The organism is Bacillus cereus group sp. MYBK5-2, from assembly GCF_051915685.1.
In the GTDB taxonomy this organism is placed as follows: Bacteria; Bacillota; Bacilli; order Bacillales; family Bacillaceae_G; genus Bacillus_A; species Bacillus_A cereus.
On record NZ_JBQAFE010000002.1, the window covers coordinates 479176 to 500171 of the forward strand.

The window sequence follows — 20996 nt, forward strand, 5'->3', positions numbered from 1 at the left end:
TTATAAAATAGGTAAGTTTTAAAGTTTACTACATATATTTCTAGTGAAAGGCCTTTCACCATCTTATCACCTAGGGGGCAATCATAATGAAATTTTTGTCTTACCTTACAGTAATTTTGGTGATTCTTGGCGGTTTGAATTGGTTATTTGTAGCGTTAGATTACAATGTAGTTGAGAAATGGTTTGGTTCTATGCCGGCGCTTGTGGACACTATTTATTGGCTCATTGGTCTCTCTGCTATTTATCAAATTTTTGATCGGTTCTTTACGAACGATTAGCTATTATTCTTTCATTATTAGAGTGTTAAGTACGATTATGTACTTAACACTTTTTTATATGTCCATAAAAAAGTCTGCACTTGCAAGCGATTCCATCGCGTCTTGCGCCCTAATAATAGAAAACAAATTGACCGCATATTATATTTTGGGTTATAATTCAGAAAGTTTAAAAAATAATCCGATGAGAAATAGGGAGGTTATGAGGGTAATGGAGAGAGTCTATAATTTTTCAGCAGGACCATCAATACTCCCTTTGCCAGTTTTAGAGAAAGTGCAAAAGGAGCTATTAAATTATAACGGGACAGGCATGTCTATTATGGAAATGAGTCATCGATCTTCTTATTTTCAAAGTATTATAGAGGAAGCGAGTAACTTACTTCGTGAATTAATGAGCATCCCTGATGAGTATGAAGTTTTATTTTTACAAGGCGGTGCGTCATTACAATTCTCTATGATACCGTTGAACTTAATGAATACGTATAAAAAAGCTGGATACGTACTAACTGGCTCATGGTCTAAAAAGGCATTGCAAGAAGCCGAAAAAGTTGGGGAAGTACAAGTGATTGCTTCTTCCGAGCAAGAGAAGTTTACTACGATTCCTAAACTGGACGGTTTATTAAGTGATGAAAAACTAGATTATGTACATATTACAACGAATAATACAATTGAGGGGACAAAATATGTGGACATTCCACATGTAGAAAAAGTGCCGCTCGTTGCGGATATGTCCTCAAATATTTTATCAGAGCGATATGATGTTTCGAAGTTTGGTCTTATATATGCGGGGGCGCAAAAGAATTTAGGACCTGCGGGCTTAACGATTGCTATTATAAAAAGAGATTTAATTGGGGGAGCAGATGGCTCTTGTCCGACAATGTTAAATTATGAAACTTACAGTAAAAATAACTCCTTATATAATACACCGCCGTCCTTTAGTATTTACGTAACGAAACTTGTACTAGAGTGGTTGAAAGAGCAAGGCGGAGTATCTGCGATTGAAGAACAAAATAGAATGAAATCTTCACTTCTTTATAATTTCTTAGATGAATCAAAATTGTTTACTTCACCAGTTGATCCTACGTATCGATCACTTATGAACATTCCGTTTACAACACCGTCAGAAGAGCTGAACAATGAGTTTTTACAAAAAGCGAAAGAACGAGGACTTGTTACGTTAAAAGGGCATCGATCAGTCGGTGGTATGCGCGCTAGTATTTACAATGCGATGCCAGTACAAGGCGTACAGCAATTAGTAAATTATATGAAGGCATTTGAGCTTGAGAATAGATAGGGAGATGGGGATATGTTTCGTGTTCAAACGTTAAATCAAATTGCAGAAAAAGGTTTGCAAGTTTTTACTGAAGAACGTTATGAAGTAGGAGATAGAATCAATCATCCAGATGGAATTTTGCTTCGTAGCTACTCTTTACATCAAGAAGAGTTTTCAAAAGACTTAAAGGCGATTGCAAGAGCTGGCGCTGGTGTAAATAATATTCCTGTCGAGCGATGTACAGAAAAAGGAATTGTAGTATTTAACACGCCGGGGGCAAATGCAAACGCTGTAAAGGAACTCATTATTGCCAGTCTTATTATGTCTTCACGTAACATTATTAATGGTGTAAGTTGGACGAAAAACTTAGAGGGTGAAGAAGTACCACAGCTTGTTGAATCAGGAAAAAAACAATTTGTTGGATCAGAAATTGCAGGGAAACGTCTAGGTGTTATCGGACTTGGCGCAATCGGTGCTTTAGTTGCGAACGATGCGTTAGCGTTAGGGATGGATGTTATCGGATATGATCCTTATATTTCAGTTGAAACGGCTTGGCGTCTTTCTACACATGTGCAAAGAGCATTTAGCCTTGATGAAATTTTTGCAACGTGTGATTATATTACACTGCATATTCCTCTTACGAATCAAACGAAGGGGATTATTGGGGAACACGCTGTAGAGAAGATGAAAAGAGGGATGCGTCTATTTAATTTCTCTAGAGGAGAACTTGTAGATGAAAAGGTTCTTCAAAAAGCATTAGAAGAAGATATTATTACACATTACGTAACGGACTTCCCGAATGAAAATGTAATAAAGATGAAAAATGTAACAGCGACGCCTCACCTTGGTGCATCTACGTCTGAATCAGAAGAAAATTGTGCAGTAATGGCAGCACGTCAATTACGTGAATATTTAGAGACAGGAAATATACGTAATTCAGTCAACTATCCAAATGTTGAGCTGCCATATATCGGAAAGAAACGCATTACAATTATGCATCAAAACGTCCCGAATATGGTAGGGCAAATTACAGGATGCTTAGCGGAACATCATATTAATATTGCCGATATGATTAATCGTAGTAAACATTCTTGGGCATACACAATGATTGATATCGATAACGGAATTGATGATATAATAAAAGAGAATATTGTAGAAAATATAAGCAAAATTACAGGTGTTGTAGCCGTTCGAATGATTGTGTAAAGGAGAGAGGAATGTGGCAAAAATACGACCGTTTCGGGCCATTCGTCCAGTAGAGGAAAAAGCGGCACAAGTGGCAGCTTTACCGTATGACGTATTAAATAGTGAAGAGGCAAGGGAAGTTGTAAAAGGGAATCCATATTCTTTCTTGCATATTGATAAAGCAGAAATTGATTTAGATCCTGAACTGTCACCGTATGATGATCGCGTGTATGAAAAAGCGGGAGACAATTTAAAGCAATTTATACGAGAAGAAGTGTTCATACAAGATGAAGAGCCAGCGCTATATATTTATGAACTGACGATGCAAGGAAGAACGCAGTCAGGCCTTGTCGTTTGTACATCTATTGATGAGTATGAAGATGATACAATTAAAAAACATGAAAGAACACGTCATGAAAAAGAGCTAGATCGTATTCGCCACGTAGATGTGTGTGACGCAAATACAGGTCCGATTTTTTTAACGTACCGTACAAAAGATGAAGTAAAGCATTTAATTAGAAGCTGGAAAGAAGAGCATGCGCCAATTTATACATTTACAGCAGAAGACGGTGTTAAGCATGTTGCGTGGAAGATTGCAGATGAAGATGTAATTACGACTTTAGTAAACGCATTTGAAGATATTCCTAATCTTTATATTGCAGATGGGCATCACCGTTCTGCATCAGCTGCAAAAGTAGGACTTATGCGAAGAGAACAATATCCAAATTACACAGGAGAAGAGGAATTTAATTTCTTCTTATCGGTTCTATTCCCTCATGATGAATTATCGATTTGGGACTATAACCGAGTTGTGAAAGATTTAAATGGCTTATCAGAGGAACAGTTTTTAAATCAAATTACGCAGTACTTTTATGTAGAAGAAGCAACTGTTTCTCCGTATAAACCAAATGAGCCCAAATCATTTGGTATGTATGTAAATGAGAAGTGGTATAAGCTCACAGTGAAAGAGGAAACGTTTGATGCGAATGATCTTGTTAGAGGTTTAGATGTATCTATCCTGCAAGATCATTTATTAAGCCAAGTGCTTGAAATACATGATCCGCGTTCTGATTCACGTATCGATTTTGTCGGAGGAATCCGCGGATTAGAAGAACTAGAACGCCTTGTGAACAGCGGCGAATACAAAGCAGCATTCGCATTATATCCGACATCTATGGAAGATTTATTAGCAATCGCAGATGCCGGAGAAGTCATGCCGCCGAAATCAACGTGGTTTGAACCGAAACTGCGTAGTGGGTTGTTTGTTCATTCTTTAAAATAAATAGACTTCTTTAGTTAGAAAAACCGAAATGATTTTTAGTTTCGGTTTTTCTTATTTTGGCTCAGTAAACGTTTAATGTTGATTTTAATGTTAAGATTGAAATATGTAACAACAGGTCGCTACAAAAAAAATGGAGGAAATACGATGAAAATGCAGCTGCAAAAAAGTTTTTATGTTGAATTGAAAAATGCAATTCGTTGTCATTATAACGAACTTTTAACAAGATGCGGTGTTGACACAATATACGGGTACTCCATATTAACAGACGATTGTGTCAATAGCATTGGACCAGTGGCAAATAAAGAAAGACTAATCAAAGTTAATAAATCGGACCCTTTATACAATTATTATAGATACGGAGCTGTTGAGTGGAGCGAATGGAACGATTTTGGAATGTTTGATGAAGTGAACAAAATTATTAAGAAATATCATAATATCGTCGAAGATGACTTTAACATACGAGTACATACACTGTTGAAAGAAACGTTAAATGTGTTAATGGAACTTGAATCAGAAGGGTTGTTTAGAGATAGAGATGATAATCGATTTATTGTCATTTGTGTAACTGATTCATCGAACGAAATCATGATTGAATCAGCTCGATTGCTTAATACATTAAAGACATACGAAGAATATGCTTCAGAATTTGCATAAGAATGAACATAAGTAAAACTGCGCTCTATAAGAGGCGATTTTCATTTAATAGAAAGTCACCAATTAATAGTAACCATTCGTTGTGACGTAAGCATTGAACAATTAGAACCTGATGAAAAAACGTCCAAAGATAATTACGATGTTTATATGTATGAATCAACTTGGAAAAGAAGTAATGCAGGGGAGCTTTTCAGGCATTATTCTTTGATTGGTAGGAAAAGTAATGAATAAGTGGGCCCCCGATGCCTCCCAGGCTTAGCGTTTCAATTCCCTCCATAACGTATACTCTGTTCTTTTCTTAACTATTAGAAAATAGTTGAATAAGCTCGTCAACAAAAAGGACATTCCTAGTATTACAAGAAATGTCCTTTCCACTAAATTATAGGATATTTTACTAAAATTCAAACTCTAAAATCAGTTTACTAGTTTGACCTGTAAACTGATAATTATAGGATCCTCTCAGGTTTTCTAAGTTACCGGTAGCTTTAATAATTGTTCCTGGGGAATCTAAATTTCCTTTATCAAATATTCCTTGCTCTATAGCTGTAAATGTCCCTTGTTGCCCCTTATAAATCCCTTCAAAGTGTAAAAATCCAGAAATTTTAGCCGTAGCCAAGTGACCATCATTTATATTTGAGTCTAAATAATATAATAAGTATTCAACAAAAGCCTTTCCTTTTAATTCCCCATCAATATCATATTCGACATGAGCAATATTAATAGGAAAATCTTTTCTAGTATCATCAATTGGTTTTTCATCCCATTTACTTACTGTAAATGTTACTTCCATACACGTAAATCCCCCTTTATCATTAGATAAGTAATCTCCATATCATTTAAAAAGTACCAATTCACTGTCATATCTCATAGGAGTGTTTTTATTTATTTGAGTCCTGTCATATTGCTATCAAGCTCATCAAAATAAAATACACCCTAAAATGAAAAAAAATTATAAAACTTATGGCTAAACTTATTTAAAGTTTTCCTTTATTCCACACCACTCTCCAAAATAGAGAAAGATCCATTCTCACAATCAATTTCTGCCATTGCACCGTAAGGTAAAATAAACTTCGGTTCAGTATGGCCAAAATTTAAATTATAAAGAATCGGCAAATCTTCTAAGTTATGTTCCTTCATAACCTGCAATATTTCCTGTTTATATTCTTCATAGTATTGTTCATCTTTCGGTTTACCAAAAATGATTCCTTTTGCTTTTTGCAGAATACCTTGTGCTGCATAATTTCGTAACCAATATTTTATATAACTTGGTTCTGGATGATCTTCAGAAGTTTCAAAGAAGAGAATACTATTCTCCCAATGTTTTTTCTCAGGCCAAAGTTCCGTTCCTTTTGCAAATTCCAATACTTCAATACAACCACCAATTAAGCGCCCATGTACAGTGGTAGAGCCTTGAAGTACCTCATATCCATTGTTTTGCTGCATCGTACGTCTTGTATCCTTATTTATTTCAATCCATTCTAAATGCTCACTTGTCCATTCATGAGCTGGTTGAATCTCGCCAATCGTTTCATTTGAAAAGAGGGTACGATTTACCATTTCAATTGTGTATGGATCCATTTCTACATTTTCGGCAAAATCGGTCAGAATTGCTGGACCGTATAAAGAGGAAAGCCCTGCTTTATGACAAAATAAATGTGTAATAGTAACGTCAGAGTACCCCATAAAAATTTTCGGGTTTTCGCGTATCACATTAAAATCTATATAGGGAAGTAACCGGATGCTATCTTCACCGCCAATATTCGCGATAATTGCTTTCACGCGTGTATCTTTAAATGCTGTCATTATATCTTCCGCACGAGCCTCTGGATTGTTATAAAGGTATTCGCTACCTTTTAAGCTATTTGGCATTGGGATAACCGTAAGACTAAAAACTTCTTCTAATCTTTTTACTCCTTGCTCATATCGCCATCTTATTTCAGCATCACCTGCTCCTCCCCACGAAGGACTTACTGTCGCTACGATATCTCCTGGCTGTAATCTCTTTGGCTTTATTAACATATGAATCCCGCTCCTACATAATGTAATGAACTACGGCTATACAAACCGTAGAGTTGATGAACATTGTACATGACATTAGTTTCTCCGCCTTCAATAAGTTCACCTGCTGTAATTTGAGAATTTAGTATTAGTGCTGAATATAGGAATAATCTACAAATATTTTTTGCTAAAATTTATATTTGAAAATCACAGTATGCATCATTGCATGAGGAAAACGGTTGTTATTTTTATAACCTGTAACTATAATGATTACAGGTTGGTCGATACCAATCAAAAAAATAAAATCATCATGAATGGAGATGTTACATATGGGTATGAAAAAAATAATTTTAGCAGGTGCTTTAGGGATCGCAGCATTATCAGGAACAAATGTACCAGGATTAGAACTAACAAAAGCGAGTGCAGCTTCTATTGAATCGAATTTCTCGACGTTAGAAGGACGAGTAGTAGAAGTAGATAACGGTGTGATTGTTGTAAAATCTAAGCAATATGAGGAACCTGTTAGTGTGTATATTGATTCACTTTCAAACGTGAAAGTAGGAGATGAAGTAAAAGCTACTGGATCTATGATGCGTAATTTTACAGAATATATGGTTGCAACTGCAGTTGAAAATACAACAAACAAGTTAGGTATGCACATGAAAGAAGATGGCTCACCTAATTATGTAATTGGAGAAGTATCAAAAGTAGGAACGATGGAAGATGAGGGAGACAGTGCTACTAAATATGTTGTAGTTGAGTATCCATCGTTAAATGGGAAGAAAGATATTATTGATGTTTTCTTAACAAAGGGACAAGTATTTAATGTGGGTGAGAAAGTGAGAATTGATATGAAGTATGTAGGGTGGGGCGGAAGTTCTATTAACTGGAACACAGTTGACCATATTGAAAAAGTTCATGAAGCAAAGACGAACGTTGAAAATAATGATGATGTATGGATTTGGTCTTAATAAGGCGAGTATAAATCGTTATTTGCAATTTTCTCCAAACAATACATGTAAAAACTAAATGTATCATGCAGTACCCATCTAATTATCATTGTGTATGACAATTAGATGGGTACTTTTTTATTTGAAATTTGTGCAAGTCAATGTTCAGCATTTCTTTTTAAGAGTAAATTACGGGTGAAATCAAAACTTTATTTGCAGTACATAATAAATAATGTTGATTTTTTATCTTATATTAAAATAAAAACAAACCACTGTTCGATTTGAATATTCCACGATATAATAGTGAGAGTTTATGGCAGAATAAATATTTACATAAGAAGTGAGGTACTGTATGAAAAAAAGAACGACAGACATTATTTTTATTATTATCGGTGCATTTCTTTTTGCGTTAGGTGTCAATTTATTTGTTATTCCGAACGAGTTTGGTGAGGGCGGGGTAACAGGTATCACGATTATTACGTACTATTTATTTGAGTGGTCACCAGGTTTAGTTAACTTAATTTTAAATGCGATTTTGTTAATAGTCGGTTATAAATTTTTAAATAAGATTACAACGATTTATACGATTATCGCTGTAGTCACTAACTCGCTATTTCTTCATTTAACAGAAGGCTGGACGATTGCTTCTGATGAAATGCTCGTAAATGCCATTTTCGGTGGAATATTTATCGGGTGTGGTATTGGTCTTATCATTCGCGTTGGTGGAACAACTGCAGGTACTACGATTTTAGCGAGGATGACACATAAATACTTAGGCTGGAGTATTAGCTATGGTCTACTGTTCTTCGATTTAATCGTTGCGTTTTCATCTTATTTCATCATTGGTGCAGAAAAACTGATGCTGACAATTATTATGTTATATGTAGGAACGAAAGTAATGGAATTTGTAATTGAAGGTTTAAATCCGAAAAAGGCCATTACAATTATTTCTGATAAACCAGATGAAATTGCCGGGAAGGTGACTACTTTAATGGGCAGAGGGGTTACTGTATATTCAGGGCATGGCTATTACACGAAAACTCCGAAGGACATTCTTTATGTTGTTATTAATAAGCAAGAAGTAGTGAAGCTAAAGCGGATTGTTCAAACTACGGATCCCGCTGCGTTCATCGCTATACACGATGTTCGTGACGTATTCGGAGAAGGATTCGTTGATATTTCGAAGGCTTAAAAATTGTTTTTGATTAAAATAATCTTAATACTAAAACGTGAGAATCTATTTTGAATAATCTTTTTTCAAAATAGATTCTTTTTCTTTTTCTTGCAAAAAATCCAATTGTTTCTTAATGTAGTGATGTAGAAGGATGAACGAGAGAGGGTTTAATGAAGATGATACATATTTTATTAGCTGATGACGATAAACATATAAGAGAGTTATTGCATTATCATTTACAAAAAGAGGGGTTTAAAGTTTTTGAGGCGGAAGATGGAAAGGTAGCGCAAGACGTATTAGAGAAGGAAAATATTCATCTTGCGATTGTAGACATTATGATGCCTTTTGTTGATGGTTATACGTTATGTGAAGAAATTCGGAAGTATCATGATATTCCTGTTATTTTATTAACTGCGAAAGACCAGTTAGTGGATAAAGAAAAAGGATTCATTTCTGGTACAGATGATTATATCGTAAAACCATTTGAACCAGCTGAAGTGATTTTCCGTATGAAAGCTTTATTACGCCGTTATCAAATGCTGAGCGCTGACATAATTACACTCCATGGAACGACAATTGATCGTAAAGGTGTTGAAGTAAAGTGTAACGGCCAGACGATTTTACTTCCTTTAAAGGAATTTGAATTATTATCACAACTAGCTAGTTATCCTGGGAGAACATTTTCAAGAGAAGAATTAATTGAATTAGTATGGGGAATGGATTTTGAAGGAGATGAACGAACAGTTGATGTTCATGTGAAAAGGCTCCGAGATCGTTTCTCAAAACGAACGGATGATTTTCAAATTACAACGGTGCGCGGCCTCGGGTATAAGTTGGAGTTGAAATAAGATGAAATCACTATATTCTAGATTTGTATTTATGACGGTCGGCATTATGCTACTTAGTAGTATTATCGGCTTTTTATTAACGAACGTATATTATCAAGTGAAGTTAAAACCGTATAATAGTGAAAAGATTTTAAAGTATGCGGAAGAAGTTAAATCGTTATATGAAAAGCAAAGTGAAGAAAATCAAGAGACGTATTTGCATTCTATTGCAAAGTTAGGGTATGAAATTTATATTGTCGATGATCAAAAGAATGGAAAGCGTATCGGTAATGCGTTTCGTAAGACGTCTATTAGCGATGCTACTGTTCATAAAGTATTGCAAGGAGAAACGTTTAATGGTGTTTCTACGTATCCAACGCGTCTTTTTATTACAGGATTTTTCGATAATGAATTAATAAATAGTGTTGGTGTACCGGTAAAGCACGGTGATAAACAGTACGCGTTATTTATTCGCCCCGACATTCAGAACCAATTTGGCGAAATGCGAATTTTCTTAGCGGTATTACTTGGGTTTATCGTACTATTAAGCATTATCTTTATAGCGATTGCAGCAGGTTATATCGTTCGCCCAATCCGTAAATTTACGAAGGCTACGCAAAAAATTGCGAGTGGGGAATATAAAATTGAATTAGACGTAAAACGAAAAGATGAAATAGGAACGTTATCTACAAGCTTCCAAAAGATGACGAAAAGTATTAAAGAACTAGATGAAATGAGACAAGAATTCGTTTCGAACGTTTCACATGAATTTCAATCACCACTTTCTTCCATACAAGGTTTTTCAAAAACGTTGCAAACAGAAAAGATGAGTGAGGAAGAAAGAAATCATTACTTACAAATTATTGAAGGTGAAAGTAAGCGAATGTCTAGTTTATGTAAACAGTTGCTTACGCTCGCTTCATTAGATAAGGAGGAAAAGGTTTTACAAATAAAAGACTTTTCCTTACAAAAACAAATAAAAGACGTCATTTTTATGCTTGAATGGAAATGGCGGGAAAAAGATATCGCCGTTGAATTTGATGTGCCGGACATTACAATTCAAGGTGATGAAAACTTACTTCATCAAGTATGGAGTAACATTTTCACGAATAGCATTAAGTTTTCAAACGATGGTGGAACGATTGAGTTTTTCGTGGAAGAGTTAGAGTCTAGCGTTATAATTTCTATATCAGACAACGGAATCGGTATGGAAAAAGAAGAAATGGATCGTATTTTTGATCGTTTTTATAAGGTGGATACAGCGAGAGCAAGAAACGTAGAAGGTAGCGGTTTAGGGTTATCAATCGTGCAGAAGATTGTTGAACTGCATAAAGGGACCGTTTCGGTATATAGCACGAAAGGGGAAGGGACGACTGTTCGGGTTGAACTTCCTAAATAGATGAAAGAGGCTGTTTGGGAACAGCCTCTTCTTTTTTTGTCGCTAGTATACGTGTAAAATGAAAAAATATGAGTCATTTTAATTGCATAATCGGATGAGTTTATGGAGTGGGATTAGGAGGAAGTTTATTTAAAAATGTAGAATCTCTACAGAGTTAGAGGAAGTGTATTAAAACTTGAACTGTGTAGGGAGGAAATTACTTTGAAACGAATTGACTTGTTATTAAACGTACTAGATTCAACATTCGACAAAGAGAGTTGGTATGCACCGTTTAAACATGCTATAGAAGGACTTACAGCTGAACAGGCTATGTGGAAACCAGCTGGAGAGACAACGAATACCATTTGGGAGAATGTTAATCATCTCACTTATTACAAAGAAAGACTTGCTGCAAACTTGGAAGGACGTGAATGGACACATAATCTTGACGGTAATGACACCTTTTATCTTACTAAGCAATCTAATAATGATACGGAATGGAAGGAAGTCGTTGAACGCTCTGAAAATGCTCAGCGTAATTTAAGACAGGTATTAAGTGCAATTTCTGAAAGAGAGCTTGAACAAAATTCACTTGAAGGTAAATTACTGGACATCATGCTTCATGATGCTTATCATACAGGCCAAATTATTCAATTAAGGAAAATGCAGGGGGCATGGCCATCAAAGCGTTAACTGCCGTTTTAGGTTGGTGCTTTTGTTGAATAAAATTTAGATATTCAAACGACTTTATTATTATATTTTTAACCCCGTCCCAAATTTAGAACGGGGTTATGTTTGCTGGCTATAAAGCAGCACCTTTCCCGCGCTCCTCCTTAAACTGCACCCCAAAAGTATCCGCTGTAATCTCATCAGCTTTCGGCAATGCTCGTAAATTCGGATGAAGTAGCCATACGAGAGAAATAAATAAAATCCCGATGCTAGCGAGCGCGAAAATGAGTTGGCTACTAAATACATTTGCAGTGTATCCGCCAATTAAAGAACCGATCGGCATAGCAATTGTGCTCATACTTCGCATGACTGAATTGATGCGGCCAATATATTGATTTGGAATTACAATTTGGCTAATTGTCGCAAATAATATGTTGGTTGCACCAATTGGAATCCAAGCTAGGCCGAATAAGAGAATAGATAGCCATTGAAACGGTACGATTGTAGAGAGAAACCAAAAGGTAGCGCCAGTCGCAAAGCCAATAATAGAGACACGGCCAACATTACGTTTACCAACCCATGAACTGAATAATGCACCGATGAGACTACCTGCTGATATAGCAGCTAAGAAGAAGCCATATGATTTCACGCCCCCTAAAGAATCAGCGAAAGAAGGGAGTATGGCCATCGTCATACCAATTGAAAAATTAGCGACAACGGAACCGATTAAGAATACGCCCATTAAGGAACGGAAGACAATTGAAAAACCTTCTTTTAAATCAGAGAAATATTGTTTAGTTGAAAGTGATGTGCCCGTTTCGGTTTGCTTTGGTATTTTCAATGAAAAGAACAAAAGGGCAGTAATCGCGAATGTGAAAGAGTCAATTACATATAAAGTGATCGCGCCAAATAGTGCTACTAATATTCCAGAAAGCGTCGTACAAATTAAATCAATGCCTTGATACGCAAATGAGAAGAGAGAGTTTCCTTTTAATAATTGTGTTTTATGCAGTAGAAGTGGTAAAGCTTTCGATTGTGCGGGATAGGCGAATTGTTCGATAAAGGCTACGATAGGCATAATGATGAGTAGTAGTTGGACTGTTAATAGATCGAAGTAGTGTGTAATAGGAATGATTAAAATAAGAATGCATTGCAGAACTTGTGTAATGACGAGGGTGTGTTTAATGGACCATCTATCAACGAATGGACCAGTAAGAAATTGAAGTGCAGAAGGTAATAATGTAAGAAAACCAGCTAATCCAGAATAAAAAGGATTACCACTTAGCTTATATACGAGCCACATCGCGGCTACATAATACAAACTATCTCCTATGTTTGTAAAAATTCTCCCTAAAAATAATAAGAGGAAATTCCGGTTTTTTAATATGTCCACTTTATCTACTCCTTTATAATAAATTTATTCGGTAAAATAAATTTGACCGTCTCAGTAAAAAAAATCGTATTACGATTTTTCTTCTTCTTTAATAAATTGCTGCATTGTTCTCTCAGCGATTTGAAGTGCAGTAGTAGAAATATAATAAGGTTTACTATTCGGATCTTTATCTGCACCTTTTGTAATTTCGTTTAATTCAGCCATCAATTGATGAAACTTTTTCACCCACACTTGAAATTGTTCTGGCGTAGCATCAAACTCCCAGCAAGATGAAACGTAATTCCAATCAGCAGGATCTTCGCTTTCTTTTCGTAATGTAAAAGCTTCTTCTGGTGCAGCGAGAATTTGGCTTTTCGTTCTTTCTATCATTTGTAAAAAGATTTGGCGACCTGATTTACTTAATATTTCTAAATGAGGTAATAGATCTGTAGCAGGGGTGAAGCCTTTCGCGACAGATTGATAAAACTTTTGAATAATCCCATTCTTTTCTTCTGTATAAACGATCTCTATAAGACCATTCTTTTCTAATTCTTTTAAATGATAATGAATTTTCGCCCTTGAAATGCCGAATTTCTCAGATAGTAATTGTCCAGTATAAGGACGTTCGCATAGACGTATCATCATTTCGGCACGTAGTGGATCGCTTAATGCTTTTAGTTGGCTATAAGTAGTTAGTGTTAATACGGGCTTCAAAATGATCAACTCCTTAAATGAAATTACTCGGTCAAGATTATTTGACTGAATTGTATCAAGGATTTCGAATGTTTTCAATACTTTCTGAAAATTAAATCTTAATCTCTGTAATCTTCTGTTCATATTCCGTTCATATTTCTTTTTTATGATAAGTGCATAGAAAGAAAGAGGAAGGAGCGAGCGAAATGTTTTTAGCTCTGCGTGAATTAAAACAATCAAAATTAAGATACGGATTAATCGGATTGATTATGGTGTTATTATCATTTTTAGTCCTTGTTATTTCAGGATTAGCAAATGGATTATCATATGATAATGCTTCATCGATTCAAAATATGGAGGCAAATAAGTTCGTTTTAGCAGATGATGCGGAAAATAAATTACTTCGTTCACAAATTAAGAAAGACGATGTAGATAACGTAGTAAGTCAAGTAGGCGAGAAAGAGGCAGTTCCGTTTCGTGTGAAAGTTTCAACATATGAAAAGAAAGATAGTTCGAAAAAGGTTGATATCGCTATTTTCTCAAGCGAACGAGATTCATTTTTAGAACCGAACATTGTAAAAGGGGAGAAATTAGGTACAGCAAACAACGAGATGGTTGCTGATGAATCGATTAAAGAGAAGGGAATCGATATTGGAGATACAATTATCGATCCTGTTTCAAAGAAAGAATTTACAATCGTCGGATTTACGAAAGATCAAATGTTTAGCCATACACCAGTCGTTTATGTAAATGAAGACGTATGGGGATCTATTTCACAACCAAACCAAAAAGATTATAGTGCAATTGCACTTAACACAGATAAAGAAATTAAAAATGCTCACGTTATTGATAAAAAAGAAGTACTGCAAAGTATTCCAGGATTTAAAGAAGAGCAAGGAACATTAACGATGATCATTGCGTTCTTACTTGTGATCGCTGCGTTATTAATTGGTGTATTCTTCTATGTTATTACACTACAAAAAACACAGCAATTAGGTGTATTAAAAGCAATTGGTACAAAGAACTCATATTTAGCAAATAGCTTAGTCGTACAGGCGTTATTCTTATCAGTCGTTGCGATGGTAATTAGTATCGTTCTTGTACAAGGGTTAGAACAAATTTTACCAGCGGGTATGCCGTTCTTATTAACAACACCGATGATTGCACAATACGCAGCAATCTTTATCGTAATTAGTATTTTAGGAACACTTATTTCGTTATACCAAGTATTAAAAGTTGATGCATTAGAAGCAATTGGAGGCGGGATGTAATGACTTCATTATTGAAATTAGACAAAGTAAGTAAAGTGTACGGAGAAGGGAATACGGAAGTAACAGCCCTTCATCCGATGTCGCTTGATGTGAAAGCTGGAGAGTTTATCGGAATCGTCGGTCCTTCTGGATCAGGGAAAAGTACATTATTATCAATCGCGGGTGCACTATTATCACCGTCAAAAGGGGATATTTACATTCGTGAGCAAAATATTACGAAGCTATCAGAAAAGGAAATGACAGACATTCGTTTGAAAAAAATCGGCTTCATTTTCCAGTTCGCAAATCTTGTTCCATATTTAAATGTGAAAGAACAATTACTTTACATTGCTAAGTTAAAAAAAGAAAGTAAACAAGAATCAGAAAAGCGTGCGGATCATTTATTAGCGGCATTTGGATTAGGAGAAAGAAAAAATCATTATCCAAATCAACTATCTGGTGGGGAAAAACAAAGGGTAGCAATTGCTCGTGCGTTCATGAACAACCCAGATTTAATATTAGCGGATGAGCCAACGGCAAGCTTAGACTCAAAACGCGCACGTGAAGTTGTTGAAATGATGAAACGTGAAGTGAAAGAGAGCCAAAAAGCAGCAATTATGATTACACATGATGAAAGAATGCTTGATGTATGTGATCGTATATTGACGCTTCGAGATGGACAGTTAATATAAAGAAAAAGGCCAACCGTATATGCGGTTGGCCTTTGTATCATTGTTTTTAATAAGTATAATGGCTTTATTTTGAGAATAACGTTTTAATTTTATTGCGTGTTATTAATAAAATCCCGCCTAATACAGATAGCATTCCTAGAGCCATATTGTTTGATTGCTCGCTACCAGCGTTAGGAAGTTCTTTAGCGTTATTGTTTTTAGTACTATTATCTGCTTGCGTTTGTTTAGACTGTGACACTTCATTAATCTTGTTATCAACATTTTGCTTCGTTGTATGTAACTCAGCTAATTTGTCGTCAATTTTTTTCTCAGTATGCTTAAAGTCGTTGATTTTAATATCTAAGTCTTGTTTTTTCTTTGTTAAATCGTCTGAAACAGTTTGTTTCGATTGTTTAATTTCGTTAATTTTATTTAGTAAATCTTCTCTAGCCTTTTGTAATTCAGCTAGTTTGTTTTTTACATCTTGTTTAGCTAGTTCTAAGTTAGCGGAAAGACTGTCTAAATTGCCTTTAATTTTCTTAAGTTCCTCTAACGTATTACCAGTATTCGGCTTGTTTTCTTTTAGTTCAGCGAGTTTGTCCTCAGCAGTTTGTTTCGCTTTTTTTAACTCAGCTAATTTTTCATCTACTTGTTTTTTAACTTCCTTAAGTTCATTAACCTTTTGATCAATGTTCTCTTTATGTTGCTTCATTTCATTCACTTTTTCATTGACAGTTTGTTTATGTTCTTTAATCTCATTCACTTTGTTATCGATATTTTGCTTATGCTCTTTTACTTCAGCAACTTTATCTTCTACTTGTTTTTTATGCTCTTTAATTTCAGCGATTTTATCTTCGGCGATTTGTTTGTCTTGCTGAAGTTTTGCATCTAACTCTTGTTTATGTTGTTTAATCTCGTTAATTTTTTCATCAGCAACTTGTTTACGTTCATGTAGTTCATTCACCTTCGTATCAACATTTTCCTTAACCTTGTTAAGTTCATTCAATGTTTGATCCACGTTTTCTTTGTGTTGCTGCAATTTCGCATCTAACTCTTGTTTATGTTGCTTAATTTCAGCTAATCGATCTCCCGTACTTTGCTGAGGAGTAGCATCATTTACTTCCGCATGAGCAGGGTTCGCGCCAGCAATCATTGCTAAAGCTAGTGTAGACGCAGCGATTGTTTGTTTTGTTTTCATATTTTTGTACCTCTTTTCTTTCATATGCATGAGCTGTTTTGTGTAAAATTGAGCATATAGAAGTAGATTATCTTATTATTATATACTATGTTAGGCGCTTAGAGGAAGGATTTGCATAATAATCTATGATTATGTAATTTTTATAATCTCTTATTTGGGGTAGGGGAGTACTCTTTAGCAAATGTAGTTTTTCCAACTGTAATGATAACTAATCTTTTCATGACGCCCTCCATTTGTATTGTTATGAACTGGAATATTCGGTGTAGATCGAAATCTTCCTGCTAGAGATTACACAAATTATTGGAGCGTTAGTAGGCTGGGAGCTTGACAAAAAAACTTATTTATGCTATAATTTACCAATATAAAAATAAGGTGTATAATAGGGTTCTCCTGGCCAGGGGAACCCTATTTTTGTTGTGAAAATGAAGGAGAGTGTATGTGCGTGAAACAAGGTGAAGCAAGTGTAACGTCGTTAGTATCAGCTTTCAGCAGGGCATATCATAGTGAATTTGATAATCCGAAAATCTTTGATGATTATGTAGCTAAAGAGTTCATTTCGCCAAAAGAACGAATTAATATTGAAACGAATATGGTTCAAGGAATACATTTTTTCAATACAGACATTGCACAGCAGTTTCAAGACAATCCAAAAGAAATATTAAAATGGATTACGCAAGTTCAGTTATCGCCAACACCTTTAGCACGTGCCGCATATTGTGAAAGAGTATTACTACATGAAATTACATTAGGAGCGAAACAATACGTCATACTCGGTGCAGGCTTAGATACGTTCAGTTTTAGACACCGAGAATTAGAAAATAAAATAGAAATATTTGAAGTGGATCATCCTTCTACGCAGGCGTTTAAGAAGGAAAGAATAAAAGAAACAGAACTTGAAGTTCCAAAAAACCTTCATTTTGTTTCAATGGATTTTACGAAAGGATTTTCCTATGAACAGTTACGCAATGAAGGATTTGAACATAAAAAGACTTTCTTTAGCCTTTTAGGTGTTACGTACTATTTAACGAAAGAGGAACTTGCTAGTTTAATAGAGTGCTTGTTTAAGATAGTTCCAGTAGGGAGTTCTATCGTTTTCGATTATCCCGATGAAAACTTATTTACGAAAAAAGGGTTGTCTAACCGAGTTGAAAATATGGTAAAAATGGCAGTGGTAGGCGGAGAACCGATGAAGTCATGTTATTCTTATCGCGAAATGGAAGTATTGTTAGAGAATTCAGGTTTACTCATTTATGAGCACTTATCACCAGAGGATATAAATACATTATATTTTGCCGGAAGAAATGATTATTTGAAAGCTTTCGAGACGGTACATTATGTGCATGCGGTGAAGAGGTAGGAAATTAACAGGCATGGAGAGGAATCTCTGTGTCTTTTTTCTAATGATATAACCGGATTCAGGACTTTTAACCAACGTGAAAAGTCCTGAGTTAGAAAGTATGGTAGAGTGCTACTGTCAGAAGGAATCTTTTTTTATGTTTTCTATTACTAACGGCGGAGTTGATCTACAGCATCTGCCGCATCCCTTGCCGCATTTGCAGCCTGTTTTGTTGTACGTATTTGCTGTTTCAAAAGATTATTTTGTTCTTCTAACAAAGTATGCTGCACTGTACTTGTTTCAGTAACTTGCCAGATTGCTAAAGCTTCTTTTAAATCATCTGCTGCTCCGCTTTCTAGCGCTACTATACATGCATCAATTTTTTTGACTGAAAAATACTTAATTGGGATTGGTATACTACTTTGAAATTTTTGATCATATTCTTGAATTTGAGGATCATATTTAGAAGCAGTAAATTTTCTAAACACGTGTATTATAGATGGCCACGCAGCAACAAATACAATTAAAAAAACCCACATAATAAACATACTACTTGTATCATTATAACTAAATAATCCTCCTGGTAAGATCATCAATAATACGAATGCAATTAATATCCCAGGTATACGGCTAGGACGTTTGTGTATCTTTTTCATGATACTTTCATAAGAAGTTACATAATATCGACCCTCTTTTAATCTTTGAACCCATTCTTCCTTTTGCATATACATGGCACCATCCTTTTTTTGTGAAGTATATTACTACTTAATTATATAACTTAAAGGGGTAAATAAACAGAAAATTCAGTGTAAAATATTTTTTCGCCCTGTAGGAAAATTATTTCATTTAATAAATCTATCTAGTTGTAGAGTATGCTCTAGTTTTTAATCCTTATATACTACATCCATGAATAATATGCGAGATTTATTATATGATGCAGACAACGGGAATATCGATACATTGGGATTTAGTAAACATTCAAAAACCAGGGTATGGAGGTGGTGAAATTTGGTTTGATGATGTACTGATAAGAAAAAATGGACATTTTATTTTACAAGAGTTATTCAGATTAAATGAAGAAAATTTGAAGGGGTAAAGCGCTTTATTGAGAGAGTGTAAAATAGATTAAAGTACAACATACCAAACCAAGAGATTTATCGTGTAACTTTACATTCATTTAATATTAATAGGATACTTGAAAAGGTAGCGCTATGGAGTGTGTAAAAAAGACAAAATCTCTTAAAAAAAACTTAAATTTTTACTCCATCAATCTTTACAATCACCCCCTATAATGTGAATTGGACAAGCACCTAAGAGAAAGCAGAACATGTCAGTTTGTACATTCTATTATTAGGGGGAGAATTTGTATGAAAAAGACAGTTGCTTCGTTAGCAGTTATGACTGCATTATTACCGACGTTTTCAGTGCATGCGGAAGGGAAAGAGCAAGCCCGAAAATCAGCTACAACTTTTAATGTTATTAGTGATATTCAAGGGGATTTAGGGGATTTTGATCATGTGCTAAAAGATATGAACAAAGTGACGCCACTTTCTAGAGCGCTTATTATGAATGGGGATATAACGCCGACTGGACAACAGTCACAATATGATGATGTAAAGCGTGTGTTAAATAAAAATAAGCATCCAGAAAATGTATGGTCTACTGTTGGGAATCATGAGTTTTATGCTGGTAAATGGACAGCAGATGGAAAACTCTCTCAAAGTACATGGCCAAATGGTGTAAATGAGGAAACTTTATTTAACCGCTATCTGAAATTTAGTGGACAAGAAAGGGTATATCATAAAAAAGAATTAGACGGTTATCCGTTTCTATTTTTAGGAACGGAAAAATATATGAAATACCACGATTCAAAAATGTGGGACGAAGTATATATGAGTGATGAGCAATTAGGTTGGTTAAAACAAAATTTAGAAGAGTACAGCCAAAAAGATAAAAATAAACCAATTTTCATTTTCTCTCATCACGTTTTACCTGATACTGTGTCTGGGTCAAGACAATCACCATATTTACAAGACTATTTAAACGTTGATAAATTGTACGATATATTAAAAGACTATCCGCAGGTCGTTTTCTTTACGAGTCATACGCATTGGGATTTAAACTTACCGGACTGGGCTGGTAAAAAGAAAATTGCAGGCGGAGATGAAAAAGGTTTCACTGTTGTAAATACGGGCGGGATTGAAACAGGCTGGATGTCAGCAGGACCGAATGGAGGAGAGAAAACTGCTCCAGATGGCTATTCATTTAAACAAGGGTTACAAGTGAAAGCATATGGTAACGATGTAATTGTGACAGCTTACGATTACAAACGTGATAAGGATATAAAGAAGTTATTAATTAGTGATTCAAAAATTGCGCAGATGGCACCAAATGTAATGGCAGATGATCGTAAAAATATAATTGTCGGTGCAAATGAATATATGGAGTATTCTATAGAAGGAACGAATGAGTGGCATACGTATAGTAAAGCAAACCCTCCGAAATTTGATGGAGATAAAACTGTATACGTACGCCATAAAGGTGAAATGAATTTAGAGCCGGGATTAACGCAGTTACTTCGTTTTTCGGTAAATAAGTGATTGGAGGGAGTCTGCATTTGAATGTGTGGGCTCTTTTTTTGTTGATGAGAAAGGGGTTGCCTGTCTGTCGTTTTTTGTCGATAGATCGATATATTAAGAAAATCGTTGATATACTGCAAGTTACGATCGATATATTTGAAAAATCGTTGATATATTGTAAGTAATGAACGATATATTTAAAAAATCGTTGATATAAATTTCATGTACCGTA

General features: G+C 35.1%; 20 protein-coding genes and 1 pseudogene. 15 read left to right on the plus strand and 6 right to left on the minus strand.

All coding sequences use genetic code 11. The features are described from left to right. Positions 1-86: 86 nt before the first annotated feature. The 5 genes from ACTFP3_RS10775 to ACTFP3_RS10795 all read left to right on the plus strand — a co-directional run bounded on the left by ACTFP3_RS10775 (position 87) and on the right by ACTFP3_RS10795 (position 4669). Positions 87-278 (plus strand): DUF378 domain-containing protein, encoded by a 192-nt coding sequence (locus tag ACTFP3_RS10775; RefSeq protein WP_000670804.1) that lies wholly within the window; start codon positions 87-89, stop codon positions 276-278. Positions 279-486: 208 nt separating this feature from the next. Beyond that, positions 487-1569, plus strand: coding sequence for a 3-phosphoserine/phosphohydroxythreonine transaminase (serC, locus tag ACTFP3_RS10780; protein ID WP_440010385.1), 1083 nt, complete (start codon positions 487-489; stop codon positions 1567-1569). 12 nt (positions 1570-1581) lie between these two features. After that, positions 1582-2754, plus strand: coding sequence for a 3-phosphoglycerate dehydrogenase family protein (locus ACTFP3_RS10785; RefSeq protein WP_000490228.1), 1173 nt, complete (start codon positions 1582-1584; stop codon positions 2752-2754). Positions 2755-2767: 13 nt separating this feature from the next. Continuing rightward, entirely contained in the window at positions 2768-4015 is a 1248-nt protein-coding gene (locus ACTFP3_RS10790) for a DUF1015 domain-containing protein (protein WP_440010388.1), read from the plus strand. Positions 4016-4159: 144 nt separating this feature from the next. Then, positions 4160-4669 (plus strand): DUF4303 domain-containing protein, encoded by a 510-nt coding sequence (locus ACTFP3_RS10795; RefSeq protein WP_440010391.1) that lies wholly within the window; start codon positions 4160-4162, stop codon positions 4667-4669. A 394-nt stretch (positions 4670-5063) separates the two neighbouring features. Here the strand turns inward: ACTFP3_RS10795 and ACTFP3_RS10800 are convergent, their stop codons facing one another. Next, complete coding sequence (locus ACTFP3_RS10800) at positions 5064-5459, minus strand: DUF3224 domain-containing protein (protein ID WP_213744398.1); 396 nt, start codon at positions 5457-5459, stop codon at positions 5064-5066. A gap of 197 nt (positions 5460-5656) precedes the next feature. Beyond that, the gene (locus tag ACTFP3_RS10805; RefSeq protein WP_440010394.1) at positions 5657-6688 is read right to left on the minus strand and encodes a S66 family peptidase; all 1032 of its coding nucleotides are present in this window, start codon (positions 6686-6688) and stop codon (positions 5657-5659) included. A 308-nt stretch (positions 6689-6996) separates the two neighbouring features. On the opposite strand from ACTFP3_RS10805, the gene ACTFP3_RS10810 reads away from it, so the two are divergent. The 5 genes from ACTFP3_RS10810 to ACTFP3_RS10830 all read left to right on the plus strand — a co-directional run bounded on the left by ACTFP3_RS10810 (position 6997) and on the right by ACTFP3_RS10830 (position 11689). Then, complete coding sequence (locus tag ACTFP3_RS10810) at positions 6997-7638, plus strand: hypothetical protein (protein WP_149149792.1); 642 nt, start codon at positions 6997-6999, stop codon at positions 7636-7638. A 331-nt stretch (positions 7639-7969) separates the two neighbouring features. After that, on the plus strand, positions 7970-8809 hold the full coding sequence (locus ACTFP3_RS10815) for a YitT family protein (protein WP_000747496.1): 840 nt from the start codon (positions 7970-7972) through the stop codon (positions 8807-8809). A gap of 152 nt (positions 8810-8961) precedes the next feature. After that, the gene (locus ACTFP3_RS10820; protein WP_000781961.1) at positions 8962-9639 is read left to right on the plus strand and encodes a response regulator transcription factor; all 678 of its coding nucleotides are present in this window, start codon (positions 8962-8964) and stop codon (positions 9637-9639) included. Position 9640: 1 nt separating this feature from the next. Then, positions 9641-11017 (plus strand): sensor histidine kinase, encoded by a 1377-nt coding sequence (locus ACTFP3_RS10825; RefSeq protein WP_000839519.1) that lies wholly within the window; start codon positions 9641-9643, stop codon positions 11015-11017. A 201-nt stretch (positions 11018-11218) separates the two neighbouring features. After that, positions 11219-11689, plus strand: coding sequence for a DinB family protein (locus tag ACTFP3_RS10830; protein ID WP_000821001.1), 471 nt, complete (start codon positions 11219-11221; stop codon positions 11687-11689). A gap of 109 nt (positions 11690-11798) precedes the next feature. Here the strand turns inward: ACTFP3_RS10830 and ACTFP3_RS10835 are convergent, their stop codons facing one another. Both ACTFP3_RS10835 and ACTFP3_RS10840 read right to left on the minus strand, forming a co-directional pair. Further along, positions 11799-13058 (minus strand): MFS transporter, encoded by a 1260-nt coding sequence (locus ACTFP3_RS10835; protein ID WP_440010398.1) that lies wholly within the window; start codon positions 13056-13058, stop codon positions 11799-11801. Between the two features lie 69 nt (positions 13059-13127). Beyond that, positions 13128-13751: an ArsR/SmtB family transcription factor gene (locus tag ACTFP3_RS10840; protein ID WP_000805788.1), complete on the minus strand. Its 624-nt coding sequence runs from the start codon at positions 13749-13751 to the stop codon at positions 13128-13130. 185 nt (positions 13752-13936) lie between these two features. On the opposite strand from ACTFP3_RS10840, the gene ACTFP3_RS10845 reads away from it, so the two are divergent. After that, positions 13937-15001 carry an ABC transporter permease gene (locus ACTFP3_RS10845; protein WP_000477773.1) on the plus strand — a complete coding sequence of 355 codons (1065 nt, stop codon included), beginning with the start codon at positions 13937-13939 and terminating at the stop codon, positions 14999-15001. Then, positions 15001-15672, plus strand: a complete 672-nt coding sequence (locus tag ACTFP3_RS10850) for an ABC transporter ATP-binding protein (protein ID WP_000202606.1) — start codon at positions 15001-15003, stop codon at positions 15670-15672. The genes ACTFP3_RS10845 and ACTFP3_RS10850 overlap by 1 nt, the downstream gene beginning before the upstream one ends. 64 nt (positions 15673-15736) lie before the next feature. Here the strand turns inward: ACTFP3_RS10850 and ACTFP3_RS10855 are convergent, their stop codons facing one another. Next, positions 15737-16849, minus strand: a complete 1113-nt coding sequence (locus ACTFP3_RS10855; RefSeq protein ID WP_440010401.1) for an LPXTG cell wall anchor domain-containing protein — start codon at positions 16847-16849, stop codon at positions 15737-15739. A gap of 436 nt (positions 16850-17285) precedes the next feature. On the opposite strand from ACTFP3_RS10855, the gene ACTFP3_RS10860 reads away from it, so the two are divergent. Next, on the plus strand, positions 17286-18206 hold the full coding sequence (locus ACTFP3_RS10860) for a class I SAM-dependent methyltransferase (RefSeq protein ID WP_098214489.1): 921 nt from the start codon (positions 17286-17288) through the stop codon (positions 18204-18206). Between the two features lie 149 nt (positions 18207-18355). Here ACTFP3_RS10860 and ACTFP3_RS10865 read toward each other — a convergent pair whose 3' ends face one another. After that, on the minus strand, positions 18356-18916 hold the full coding sequence (locus ACTFP3_RS10865; protein ID WP_440010404.1) for a hypothetical protein: 561 nt from the start codon (positions 18914-18916) through the stop codon (positions 18356-18358). Positions 18917-19053: 137 nt separating this feature from the next. Here ACTFP3_RS10865 and ACTFP3_RS10870 point away from each other — a divergent pair. Together ACTFP3_RS10870 and ACTFP3_RS10875 are read left to right on the plus strand one after the other, a co-directional pair. Continuing rightward, a pseudogene (locus ACTFP3_RS10870) lies at positions 19054-19281 on the plus strand (aminopeptidase); the annotation flags it as partial. A gap of 271 nt (positions 19282-19552) precedes the next feature. Next, entirely contained in the window at positions 19553-20785 is a 1233-nt protein-coding gene (locus tag ACTFP3_RS10875; protein ID WP_440010407.1) for a DUF4073 domain-containing protein, read from the plus strand. Positions 20786-20996: the final 211 nt, after the last annotated feature.